9 protein-coding genes and 1 riboswitch are annotated in these 12,692 nt (G+C 60.1%); of the genes, 4 read left to right on the forward strand and 5 right to left on the reverse strand.

Annotated elements, in window-relative coordinates; translation table 11 throughout:
• Positions 1-70: 70 nt before the first annotated feature.
• The 4 genes from ACA053_RS24190 to ACA053_RS24205 form a co-directional block, all read right to left on the reverse strand.
• Positions 71-1,435, reverse strand: coding sequence for a DUF1329 domain-containing protein (locus ACA053_RS24190; protein ID WP_109634739.1), 1,365 nt, complete (start codon positions 1,433-1,435; stop codon positions 71-73).
• A 28-nt stretch (positions 1,436-1,463) separates the two neighbouring features.
• On the reverse strand, positions 1,464-3,350 hold the full coding sequence (locus tag ACA053_RS24195) for a DUF1302 domain-containing protein (RefSeq protein ID WP_497313635.1): 1,887 nt from the start codon (positions 3,348-3,350) through the stop codon (positions 1,464-1,466).
• Positions 3,351-3,686: 336 nt separating this feature from the next.
• Entirely contained in the window at positions 3,687-5,369 is a 1,683-nt protein-coding gene (locus ACA053_RS24200; protein ID WP_497393879.1) for a fatty acid--CoA ligase, read from the reverse strand.
• 151 nt (positions 5,370-5,520) lie between these two features.
• Positions 5,521-6,150 carry a LysE family translocator gene (locus tag ACA053_RS24205; RefSeq protein ID WP_109634745.1) on the reverse strand — a complete coding sequence of 210 codons (630 nt, stop codon included), beginning with the start codon at positions 6,148-6,150 and terminating at the stop codon, positions 5,521-5,523.
• Positions 6,151-6,391: 241 nt separating this feature from the next.
• On the opposite strand from ACA053_RS24205, the gene ACA053_RS24210 reads away from it, so the two are divergent.
• The 3 genes from ACA053_RS24210 to ACA053_RS24220 all read left to right on the forward strand — a co-directional run bounded on the left by ACA053_RS24210 (position 6,392) and on the right by ACA053_RS24220 (position 9,228).
• Positions 6,392-7,357, forward strand: coding sequence for a 2-hydroxyacid dehydrogenase (locus tag ACA053_RS24210; protein WP_497313639.1), 966 nt, complete (start codon positions 6,392-6,394; stop codon positions 7,355-7,357).
• 33 nt (positions 7,358-7,390) lie between these two features.
• Entirely contained in the window at positions 7,391-8,389 is a 999-nt protein-coding gene (locus ACA053_RS24215) for a methyltransferase (protein ID WP_109634748.1), read from the forward strand.
• Between the two features lie 40 nt (positions 8,390-8,429).
• Positions 8,430-8,554, forward strand: a riboswitch (yybP-ykoY riboswitch).
• Positions 8,555-8,643: 89 nt separating this feature from the next.
• Positions 8,644-9,228, forward strand: coding sequence for a TMEM165/GDT1 family protein (locus tag ACA053_RS24220; protein WP_497393881.1), 585 nt, complete (start codon positions 8,644-8,646; stop codon positions 9,226-9,228).
• A gap of 149 nt (positions 9,229-9,377) precedes the next feature.
• On the opposite strand, the gene ACA053_RS24225 is transcribed toward ACA053_RS24220, so the two are convergent.
• Positions 9,378-10,196: a M48 family metallopeptidase gene (locus ACA053_RS24225; protein ID WP_497313643.1), complete on the reverse strand. Its 819-nt coding sequence runs from the start codon at positions 10,194-10,196 to the stop codon at positions 9,378-9,380.
• A gap of 269 nt (positions 10,197-10,465) precedes the next feature.
• On the opposite strand from ACA053_RS24225, the gene ACA053_RS24230 reads away from it, so the two are divergent.
• On the forward strand, positions 10,466-12,607 hold the full coding sequence (locus ACA053_RS24230) for a methyl-accepting chemotaxis protein (protein WP_497393882.1): 2,142 nt from the start codon (positions 10,466-10,468) through the stop codon (positions 12,605-12,607).
• The last annotated feature ends 85 nt before the right edge of the window (positions 12,608-12,692 follow it).

Genomic DNA, 12,692 nt, shown 5'->3' on the forward strand with positions numbered 1-12,692 from the left:
AAATTCAAAAAAAAACGCCCCGAACCAGTCGGGGCGTTTTTTCGAGGATGCGGCCTCTGTTCAGTGCAGGTTAACGAACCCCGTCCTGACGCAGCGCAGCGGGTGTGAAATCGCTGGTGGTCGCGGTGAAGCCGAAGTCATACGCCGACTTCTCTTCGTTCTTCATGCCCAGTGCCAGGTAACGGCCCGATTGCAGGTCGTACAAGGTTTCCAGGGTGTACCAAGGCACTTGAACGTTGTAGTAGTTCTGGGAGTGAGCTTCCGCCACACGCCACAGCTGATTACGACCGTCGTAGTGGTCGATCACCGCGGCTTGCCAGGTGTCTTCATCGATGTAGAAGTCACGTTTGGCGTAGATGTGACGCTGACCTTCCTTCAGGGTGGCAACCACATGCCAGACGCGACGCAGCTCGTAGCGAGCCAGGTCCTGGTTGATGTGACCGGCCTTGATGATGTCGTCGTACTTGAGTTGTGGCGAGTCGAGCTTGTAGCTGTCGGAGGCGATGTACATCTCTTTCTTGCCTTCGAGTTTCCAGTCGTAACGATCCGGCGCACCGTTGTACATGTCCAGGTTGTCGGAGGTCCGCAGGCCGTCAGCCGCAGTACCCGGCCCGTCATAGGACACTTGCGGCGCACGACGCACACGACGTTGACCGGCGTTGTAGACCCACGCCGAACGCGGCTCTTTAACCTGGTCGAGGGTTTCGTGCACCAGCAGCACACCACCGGCCAGACGTGCCGGCGCGGTCACTTTCTGCTTGAAGTAGAACAGGATGTTGCCCGGGTTCGCCGGATCGTAATCCTTCATCTTGTCGCGGAACACGAACTGATCCTGGAAGTACACCAGGCTGTACGAGCCATTCGGCTGCGGCGTGGCCTGGGTCACCAGACGGGTCACGCTGCCACCGCGATAGCGGGTGATGTGGTTCCAGATGACTTCGACGCCGGTCTTCGGAATCGGGAACGGCACGGCCGTTTCGAAGTTCTCCAGACCGTTGCCGCCAGACACCAGATTGGTGCTGGTGGCGTTTTTCTTGATCGAGGCAAACACGGCATCCGGCACGGTCGCGCCGCGATGGGACGGGTAAACCGGCATCTTGAAGGTTTCCGGGTAGCGCTTGAACATCGCGTACTGGCCCGGAGCGAGTTTGTCTTTGTACTGGTCGACGTTCTGCGCCGTGATGGTGAACAGCGGTTTTTCACTGGCGAACGGGTCAGACAAGAAGCCTTTGCCGTCGACAGTGCCGGCGTTTTTCGCCATCGGTTTCCAGGCCGGGATCGAGCCGTCGGCGTTGCCCGCCATCTCGGCGCCCATCGGCGTCAGGCTCTTGCCCAGTTTGTCCGCTTCGGCGGCAGGCACGGCTGCCATGACGCTGGTCGCTAGCAGCGAAAGCCCCAGAACTCCGGCGTGGAACAGACTCTTTGTTATTTTCATATGTGTGTTCGTCCTGAAAAAACAGTGCTTAGAAGTTCACGCCGAAGCTGAGCGCAACGAAGTCGCGGTCATCGACGGTGGTGTACTTGCCATCAAAGAAGTTGGTGTAGGCCAGGCTCGCGGTGTAGGTGTTCTGGTACTCGGCGTCGACGCCCAGGCTCACCGCTTTGCGACCTTCCTCGAAGTTGCCGCCAGGGCCAGGCGAATAACCGTCTACGTCATGGGACCAGGCCACGTTCGGCTTGAGGTTCACACCGGCAAACACGTCGTTGTATTCCCAGATGGCCCGACCACGGTAGCCCCACGAAGTCGACGTGGTGAAGCCGTCGCTGTTGCAGTTGCGGCTGCGGTTGTTGGTCGCAGTGCCCGGGCCGGCGCCGTTGATGGTGCTGGTGTTGAGCGCCACGCAAGTGTTGACAGCGCCAGTGGCTGGCAAGGCACCCGGGCCGTAGACCGGATCGCGGCCATAACGGACGTCGGATGTGCTTTCCAGGCCGCCGACGTGAGTCACGCCCACTTCGCCCACCAGGGTCAAACGGCTCGCGCCCATGACTTGGTCAAAGAAGTGCGTCAGGGTGGTCTGGAACTGGGTGATTTCCTTGCGACGATAGCCATGCAGGTCTTGACCCGGGCCGGCAGAGAGCAACGAAGCGTTACCCAGTGCGCCGCCCAGAGGACGTACACCGGCGAACAGAATGTCAGTGGAGTTGAGTTGCACCGGCGCGTTCGGACGGTAGCTCAGTTCACCGCTCCACGCCGTACCGGTAGGCAGGGTGGTGGAGAAGCTCAGGCCGTAGAGACGAATGTCTTCCGGGTACTCGATGAAGTATTTCGAGTTACCTGCCACCAGCAGCGGCGCGAGTGCAGCGAACGGACCTGGCAGAGACGCCGCGGTGTTATAGACCGACTGCGGCGCACCCGTGGCGCTGAAGATCGGCGCACGGCTGTGGTAGTTCATGAAGTAGGCACCGAACTCGGTGTCCAGTGGCTCGAACATGTACTTGAGGGACGCGCCCCACTGGCCGCTGTCGCGAGCATCACGATCGCCGCCACGCTGGACCAGCACACCTTCCTCGTTGACATTGACGCCGTTGGCGGCCAATGGACCCAACGCAACGGCTGGAATCTGCGAGCGCTTGTTCAACACGCGCAAGTTGTTGTCGCAACCATCGGCAACGATGTCCGGCTGCGAGAAGAACGTGCCGCAGTTATCGACAACGGTCTGGTCCCATTCCAGCTGATAGAACGCTTCAGCCGACAGGTTTTCGGTCAGGCTCTGGGACACATAGAACATGTTGACCGGGATCAGGCCTTCCTTGATCTCGGCACCCGGACGACGGAACGCGGACACGTCGATCGGGTTGATCGAGTTGATGCCGCCGCCGATGAAGGTACTTTCACCCCAGCTCACCACCTGCTTGCCCAGACGCACGGAACCCGGCTGATCGGCAACGGAGTAGTTGTGGTAGACGAAGGCGTCGAGGATCTGACCGCCAGAGGACTTGGCGCCTTCCTTGCGGTTGCTGTCGCTGATGTCCTTGAACGGACGGCTTTCGTCCTTCAGTTCAAAGTCGTACCAGTATTTGCCACGGACGAAAACGCCGGTGTCGCCATATTTCAATTCAAGGTCATGGATGCCCTTGAAGATCTTCGAGAAGGTTTTCCCGCTCTCGAAGTTCAAGTGACCGTCATCGGAGGTCTGGGACAGGCCACGACCACCGTTGTTCACGCCGATGAGGTTCTTGTTGGCACTCTCGGTAGACCAGCTCGCACCGATCGAGAGGGAGGAATCGAACTGACCTTCGATTTCACCAACGTTGAAACTGACGCCGAATGCAGGCCCGGCGAGCGAAGAGGCGAGACTGACCGCCAGGGGCAATTTCGCCCGGCGCCAGAACGTGTTTACTGATGTCATCGACGCTACTCCATGTGCATTATTGTTATGGCAGTTAGCACTTCTAAAAACGTTGTGGATGACAGGGAGCAAAGGTGTCCCGAAGTCATTCCAAATTGCATCGCCCCGTTTTGTGCGTGCGCTCCGTTCTTAAAAATCCTTGAGCGGACTATAGCCAGCAGGTAGTAGAGCTTGATCCCTCTAAAGTGTGATTTGCAGCTGCCGGCCACTCTGGAACAGTCCTTTCGCCAGTCCGACACATGTCGGCACGGCAAGGATGGCTGAAAATTCGGATTTCACAAGCCAAGCGCTTGCTTGGTGGGGCTGGCGTGCCTTTTCAGGCACGCCAGAAGGCGCTTAGAGCGTCGAGAGGAAGGTGCTGTTGTTGGCCTGCCATTCAGTGATGTCGAGGCGGATGCGCTTCTTGTCGAGCTTGCCAACACTGGTCTTGGGAATTTCAGTAACAAGGGCGATCTGGCTCGGGATCGCCCACTTGCTCAGGTGGCCCAGTTCCACGAATGGCTTGAGGTGTTCTTTGAGCTCCTTAGCCCCTATCTCATGCCCTTCGCGGATCACCAGCAGCGCAAACGGGCGCTCGCCCCACTGTGGATCGGCGATGCCCACCACTGCTACTTCGCGTACCGCCACGTGGCGACTGATCAGGTCTTCAAGGTCCAGTGAGGAGATCCACTCGCCGCCGGTCTTGATCACGTCTTTGATCCGGTCGCGGATGTCGATCACGCCCATGCTGTCCAGCGTCGCCACGTCGCCGGTGTGCAGCCAGCCCCCGGCCCAGAGCTCGGCGCCCTTCTGCGGCTCGTTGAAGTAACCCTCGGTAAGCCACGGCGCACGCAGCACCAGTTCGCCCTGAGTCTCGCCATCGGCAGGCAGGAAGTTGCCGTCGGTGTCGACGATCGCCGCCTCCACCAAAGGCCCCGGCACGCCGGCCTTGATGCGATACGTGGTGCGTTCGTCTTCGGTGCCGGCCATCAACTCATCGTTGAGGTGGGCACAGGACACCAATGGCCCGGTTTCCGACATGCCGTAAGCGGCGGTCAATTGAATGCCCTTGGCCTTGGCCGCGTCATACAACGCACGGTTCAGCGCACTGCCGCCGATGACGATTTTCCAGCCGCCGAAATCGGTGGCTTGAGCCGCCTTGGAATTGAGGACCATCTGCAGGATGGTCGGCACGCAATGGGAAAAGGTGACCTTCTCCTTGCGCCACAGCTCCACCAGGTATTCCGGGTCGTAACGACCGGGGTAAACCTGCTTGAGCCCGAGCATGGTCGCCACATACGGCAAGCCCCAGGCATGCACGTGGAACATCGGCGTAATCGGCATGTACACGTCGTTGGTGCCCAGCAGGCGCACGCTGTCGATCGCGCCCATGATGGTCGACACACCCATGGTGTGCAGCACCAGTTGCCGATGGGTGAAGTACACGCCTTTAGGGTTGCCGGTGGTGCCCGTGGTGTAGAACGTGGTCGCGACCGAGTTCTCGTCGAAATCCTGGAAGTCGTACTGCGTGCTCGCAGCCGCCAGTAACTGCTCGTATTCGCCCACCAGATTCGGCAGGTCGGCGGTTTTTTCCGGCAGATCGGTCAGCAGCAGGGTTTTCTCGACCGTGGTCAGGTGCCCGGCAATCGCCTGGTACAGCCCGACGAACTCGCTGTTGACCAGCACGAAGCGGTCCTCGGCGTGGTTCATGGTGTAGAGGATCTGTTCCGGTGACAGGCGCACGTTGATGGTGTGAATCACCGCGCCGATCATCGGGATGGCGAACATGCATTCCAGATACCGATGGCTATCCCAGTCCATCACCGCCACGGTATCGCCGGCCTTGACGCCAGCTTCCGTGAGCACGTTGGCCAGCCGCGCGACCCGCTCGATCAGGGTCGGGTAGCTGTAGCGCAACTGGTCGCGGTAAATGATCTCGCGGGTTTTCTCGTAACGAGCGCCGGACATCAGCAGCCGTTTGATCAGCAGCGGATACTGGTAAGCGCCTTCGGCTGGGGGGATAACGCGAGTCTGCAACATAAGAATCCCTTTTCTGACTGCACGGTGTTGGCTTTTAGAGGTAACCACTCTAGAACCCTTATACGCCGGCCAAATCAGCCAAAGGAATGATTTGCAGAGCCGTACAAATGCTAGCTTTGCGCCAGCATCTGCGGGAAAGCGTTCTGCGCGATCAATGCATCTCGGTGAAGGCGAGTTTCACGCCGATGGCGATCAGCACCACACCCATGGTCCGGTCGAACCAATGGCCCATGCGAGCGAAACCGGCGCGCACGCGTTGCTGGCTGAACAGCCGCGCCACCAGGCAGAACCACACGGCCGTCGCCGCGGCGAGATAGAGCCCGTAGCCAGCCTGTACCGCCAGCGGCGTGTGGGGGTTGATCACCACGGTGAACAGCGACAGGAAGAACAGCGTGGCTTTCGGGTTCAGGCCATTAGTCACGAAACCCGAGGTGAAGGCACCACGAGGCGTGCGCTCGCCGGCCTCTTTGTGCAGATCGTCACCGACTACTTTGGCCGGCTGCGCGCGCAGGGCTTTGTAGCCGATGTACAGCAAATAGGCGGCAGCCGCCCATTTCAAGGCGTTGAACAGCACGATGGACTGCGACACGATCAGGCCGATACCGAGCAACGAATAACCGACGTGCAGGAAAATCGCTGTGCCGACCCCCAGCGCTGTCCAGGTCCCGGCGCGGCGACCGTGAGTCACGCTCTCACGCACCACCACGGCGAAATCCGGGCCGGGGCTGGCAACGGCGAGCAAGTGAATCAGGGCAACGGTCAAGAACTCTGTCCAGTACATGGGGGCTCCTTTGGGGCAGATCGGTCTGATTGAAATTCATAAGGCCAACGCGCCCCTGTGGGAGCGGGCTTGCTCGCGAAGGCGGCCTGTCAGGTAATAAAGATGTCGACTGACACGCCCTCTTCGCGAGCAAGCCCGCTCCCACAGGTCCAGCGTGCAGCCTGGCACTGCGTAACCATTTGTTTCATCTGGTAGGCTCGGCAGATTACGCCTTCAGTTCACCGCACAAAAGGTACAGTTGATGACGAACTCTCGCCGCGCCGTTTTCCTCGACCACCCGTCCCTGGACCTGGGCGATCTGGACCTCAGCCCGTTGCGCGCCTGCTTTGACGATTTGCAGCTGTTCGCACAGACCACGCCGGACCAGGTGATCGAACGCCTCAAGGGCGCCACCGTGGCCATCAGCAACAAGATCCTGATCGATGCCGCCGCCATTGCCGCCAGCCCCGAACTGAAGCTGATTCTGATCACCGCCACCGGCACCAACAATGTCGACCTCGCGGCCGCTCGCGCCCACGGCATCACCGTCTGCAACTGCCAGGGTTACGGCACGCCATCGGTGGCGCAGCACACGATCATGTTGCTGCTCAACCTGGCCACGCGCCTGGCCGATTATCAGAAGGCCGTCGGCGAAGGTCGCTGGCAACAGGCGAAACAGTTCTGCCTGCTGGATTACCCGATCGTCGAACTGGAAGGCAAAACCCTCGGCCTGCTCGGCCATGGCGAACTGGGTGGCGCGGTTGCGCGGCTGGCCGAAGCGTTCGGTATGCGCGTGTTGCTGGGGCAGATTCCGGGGCGCCCTGCCCGGCCGGATCGCTTGCCGCTGGAAGAACTGCTGCCGCAAATCGATGCCCTCACCCTGCATTGCCCGCTCAACGAACACACTCGCCACTTCATCGGAGCCCGCGAACTGGCCTCGATGAAACCCGGCGCTTTCGTGGTCAACACCGCGCGTGGTGGCTTGATTGATGAACAGGCGCTGGCCGATGCCCTGCGCAACGGTCATCTGGGCGGTGCGGCGACTGATGTGCTGAGCGTCGAACCACCGACCGCCGGCAACCCCTTGCTGGCCCACGATATTCCGCGACTGATCGTCACGCCGCACAACGCCTGGGGCAGTCGTGAGGCACGGCAGCGGATCGTCGGTCAGTTGACCGAAAACGCACAGGGATTTTTCAGCGGTAAAGCGCTGCGGGTCGTCAGTTGATAGACTGCGGCACTTTTTTTCACAGGAGCAGTTATGGATCCGCGCAGTGAAGTACTGCTTCGTCAGGCCGAGTTATTTCAGGGTTCGGTGCTGCTGGCCGGTTTGCCCGCCGACGATTTGCTGGGCCGTCTGCCCGACGCCCACGGCTGGTGCTGGCATGCCGGCGATCAAGCGGCGCTGGACGCGCGTTTTGCCGAGCGCAGCCATTTTGGCGTGAACGCACCCGAGCGCGAGTTCGAGACGGCGGTGGTGTTCTTGCCCAAGTCCAAGGACCTGACCGACTACATCCTCAACGCCCTCGCTTCGCGCCTGGCCGGTCGCGAGTTGTACCTGGTGGGTGAAAAACGCAGCGGCATCGAAGGCGCGGCCAAGCAATTGAACCCGTTCGGCAAGCCACGCAAGCTCGACAGCGCGCGGCATTGCCAGCTCTGGCTGGTCACCGTGGCCAACGCGCCAGCAGCCAAGTCGCTGGAAAGCCTGGCCCAGACTTATGAATTGCCGCTGGCCGAAGGTCCGTTGAAAGTCATCAGCCTGCCGGGTGTGTTCAGCCACGGTCGGCTGGATCGGGGCAGCGCGTTGCTGCTGGAGCATCTGGACAAGTTGCCAAGCGGCCACCTGCTCGACTTCGGTTGCGGCGCGGGTGTGTTGGGCGCTGCGGTGAAACGTCGTTATCCACACAATCAAGTCACCTTGCTCGACGTCGACGCGTTTGCTGCCGCCAGCAGTCGTTTGACGCTGGCGGCCAATGGCCTGGAAGCGGACGTGATTACGGGCGACGGCATCGACGCGGCGCCGATGGGTTTAAGTGCCATTCTGAGCAATCCGCCGTTCCATGTCGGCGTTCATACCGATTACTTCGCCACCGAGAACTTGCTGCGAAAAGCAGCCAAACATCTGAAAAACGGCGGCGAACTGCGTTTGGTCGCCAACAGCTTCCTGAAGTATCAACCGCTGATCGAAGAGCACTTAGGCGTGTGTGCAATCAAGGCCGAGGGACAAGGTTTCAGAATTTATCGGGCCAAACGAGGCTGAAAAATAAGTGCTTGCCTAACGGGTTTCGCCTAGGCAGAATCCGCTCCGTCCTAGGGGAGTAGTCTCCCACGAGCGCCATGCTCGTCCGGCATACGTCAACATACTTGGTCAACAGACCATGGCGTATGCGACCCAAGCATCCGCATCAGACGGATCGCAGGGTTTGACAAGACCTATGACACGAACACCTTACCCGGGGCGGGAAGGCTGTACGTGTCATAGCCGTGTCGACCCGCCCCTTAGGAAAATCCCTGATGCTGGACTCTTTGCTCGTTCCCACCGCAATCGTTGCCTTGGCCGAAATCGGCGACAAGACGCAACTGCTCGCGCTCATTCTCGCTGCCCGCTTTCGCAAACCCTGGCCGATCATCGCCGGCATCGTCGCCGCGACCCTGGCCAACCATGCGGCGGCCGGTGCGGTAGGTGCCTGGTTCGGCAGTTTCTTCTCGGATGCGGTGTTGCACTGGATCCTGGCGGCGAGCTTCGCCGCGACCGCACTGTGGACCCTGGTGCCGGACAAGATGGACGAAGATGAAGCCAGCACCGCCCGCAAGTTCGGGCCGTTCCTGACCACGCTGATTGCGTTTTTCCTCGCGGAAATGGGCGACAAAACCCAGGTCGCCACAGTGATGCTTGCCGCGCAATACCCGGACCTGTGGCTGGTGATCATCGGCACCACCGCCGGGATGTTGATTGCCAACGTGCCGGTGGTGTTGGCGGGTAACTTTGCGGCAGACAAATTGCCGCTCACCCTGATCCGTCGCCTGGCGGCGGCGGCGTTCCTTATCCTGGCGATTGTGGCGGTGTACAAGGCAATGCAGAGCAGCGGGTGGGTTTGACGCGGTAGGTCGATAGACCGCGTTATAGTTCTTCGCGGGCAAGCCACGCTCCCACAGGTTTTTGGTCGATTACATAATTTGTGTACGACACAAAACCTGTGGGAGCGTGGCTTGCCCGCGAAAGCGTCAGTGGCATCAACGCCTGGCTATCAGGACTTCGGCGCTTTCTCGTACAACGGCATCACCTTGGGAATCGCTGCCTGCAACGAAGCAATACGACTGGTCGAAGCCGGGTGCGTGCTCAAGAACTCCGGTGGCGCGCCTTCCGAGGCTTTGCTCATCTTGTTCCACAACGTGATCGCGGCATTCGGGTTGTAACCGGCGCGGGCCGCCAGTTCGAGGCCGATCAGGTCCGCCTCGTTTTCATTGCCACGGCTGTTGGGCAAGGTCATACCGTATTTCGCCACGGTGTCCGCCAGGGCCAGGCTGTCCTGACCCAGACCGAGCAACGCGCCAGCACCCTGCTTGGCCATCTCGACGCCGTAGGCCTTGGACATCGCTTCACGACCATGTTCGCGCAGGGCATGGGCGATTTCATGGCCCATGATCGCGGCGATTTCATCGTCGGTGAGTTGCAGTTTGTCGATCAGCCCCGTGTAGAAAATGATCTTGCCGCCAGGCCCGCAGTTGGCGTTGAGCTCGTCGCTCTTGATCAGGTTGACTTCCCATTTCCACTGGGCCGAATCCGGACGGAAAACCGGCGCCTGGGCAATCAGCCGGTCAGCGATCCCCTGCACGCGTCTGGCGTCGTTGCTGGTCTTGTCCAGCACACCTTTGGTGTTCGCCTCACCGACCGTCTTTTGATAAGACTGAGCGTACATCTGGTTGACTTCGTCGGTGGACAACATGCTGAACATGTACTGCTTACGCTCAACACCCACGGCACCGCCGCTGGTGGTGTTGACCGACTGACAACCGGCAAGCAACAAACCTGCGCTCAGCGCACACACAACCAATGTCTTGTTCATCAAAAACTCCCTGGAAACATGGCGCGTATCCTGGGCGGGAATGTATCGACGCCAGTTACGCAGATGAGTAGACGTCTATTTCAGTCAAAACTCTCATGACCGTAGGAAAAAATTCACATACCGACGCCGGCGACGGCCGACAACGGCCCGCAATGATTCATTTGCGACATCCAACACTCCAAAACAGCCATTTCGCCCGACCCCGCTCATGGCCCTCCGGGCGCCTGCCGATACACCACCGCAGACGTCCTCTTGCGTGCGGAGCACCCATGAAATTCAAGTCGATCCAGTTTTCCGTGGCCGCCCTCGCCGGCGCCATCGTTCTTAGCGTAGTCGCCGCGCTGGTGCTGTACGCACTGTTTTCCGGCGCCCGGACGCAAGACATGGTCCAGGACCGGACCCAGGCGCAATTCGAGCAAGTCATCGAGCAGCGCCTGACCTCCCTGGCGCAAACCCAGGTCAGCCAGATCCAGCGTGAGCTCGAAGCACCGCTGCTGATCGCAGGCGGCCTGGTGCGGGTCAACACGTTGATCGGCACACCGGGCGCCGATGGTCAGCCGCAGCTGAGCCTGAGCCGTGAACAGTTGATCAGCCTGACCAAGGAAAACGTGGCCAGGAACCCGAAAATTCTCGGCACTTATATCGGCTGGGAAAAAGACGCCCTCGACCACAACGACGCGGCCTATGTCGACACCAAAGTGGTCGGCATCGATGCCAGCAACGGGCGCTTCCTGCCGTGGTGGTTCCGCAACGAGGACGGCACCCTGGGCCTGGACAAACTGGTGGACGTCGACGACCAGAAAACCCTGTCCACCGGGGTCCGCGCCAGCGAGTACTACCTGTGCTCGAAAGAAACCAAAAAGTCCTGCGTGATCGATCCGGCGCCTTACAAGGTCGGCGACAAAATCGTCATGCTCGCCTCCTTTATTGAACCGATCATGCTCAACGGCACCTTTCAGGGCATCGTTGGTGCTGACTTGTCGGTGAACTTCATCCAGGAAATGCTCCTGGGCGCGAATCAGAAACTGTACAACGGCGCAGGGGAAATGGCGCTGATCGGCGGTAATGGCCGGATCGTTGCCTACACCAAGGACCCGAGCAAATTCGGTGAGAAGGTCAGCGACATTCTCGACAGCAAGCAGATCGCCAACATGGCCAACCTCAAGCGCGGCGAAGTGACTTACACCGTCGACAAGGCCCAGGGTCGGATCGAGCTGTACTTGCCGTTCGGTATCGGCCAGACCGATGCACGCTGGACCTTGATGCTGCAGTTGCCGTTGAACGCAGTGATGGCCGACCTGCAAAAGCTGCAGGGTGATCTGGACGTTCAACGCAAATCCGACACCTTCGGCATGGCCATGGTCGGTTTGTTGATCGCCGGTATCGGCTTGCTGGTGATCTGGTTGGTGGGCCATGGCATTGCCCGCCCACTCAAGCAAATGGTGGCGATGCTCGACGATATCGCCAAAGGCGAAGGCGACCTGACGCGCCGCCTGACCAGCGACCGCGCCGACGAACTGGGCTCGATCGCCAAAGGCTTCAACACGTTCCTGGCCAAGTTGCAGGCAATGATCACCCAGGTCGTGACCTCGGTGCAGAGTGTCAGCGATTCGTCGGAACACACCGCCGACATCGCCATCCGCACCAACATCGGTGTGCAGAAACAAATGGCCGAGATCGATCAAGTGGCCACGGCGGTGCATGAAATGACCGCCACCGCCCAGGACGTGGCGCGCAACGCGACCCAGGCGGCGCAAGCCGCCAGCCATGCCGATCAGGCCGCGGCCCAGGGCATGCAGATTGTTCGTGATACGTCGAACTCGATTGGCGTGTTGGCCGTGGAAATCGGCAAGGCTGTCGGCGTGGTGCAAACCCTGGCCAAGGACAGCGAGAACATCAACGCGATCCTGACCGCCATTCGCGGGATCGCCGAACAAACCAATCTGCTGGCCTTGAACGCGGCCATCGAAGCCGCCCGCGCGGGCGAACAGGGCCGTGGTTTTGCGGTGGTGGCCGATGAAGTGCGCAACCTGGCGCAGAAAACCCAGAAGGCCACGGAAGAAATCCAGACCATGATCCAGCAACTGCAACAAGGCACCCGCGATGTGGTGCGGGTCATGGAGGACAGCCAGAACCGCACCGACGAAAGCGTGCAACATGCGGCGAAAGCGGCCGAGGCGCTGGAGACGATTACTCAGGCGGTGTCGGTCATCAACGACATGAACACGCAGATTGCCAGTGCGGCCGAGGAGCAGAGCGCGGTGGCCGATGACATCAACCGTAACGTGATCAACATCGGGCAAGTGGCCAATGAAGTGGCGGGCGGGGCGGATGAATCGAGTGCGGCGAGTGCGGACCTGACCAAACTGGCTGAGCAGCAGCGGCGGTTGATCAATCAGTTCAAGGTTTGATCCAAAGGCCCCATCGCTAGCAGGCTAGCTCCCACAGTTGATCTTCAGTGAACACACAATTTGTGTACAGCACAGATCCAATGTG

It is taken from the genome of Pseudomonas sp. LBUM1672, from assembly GCF_059695655.1.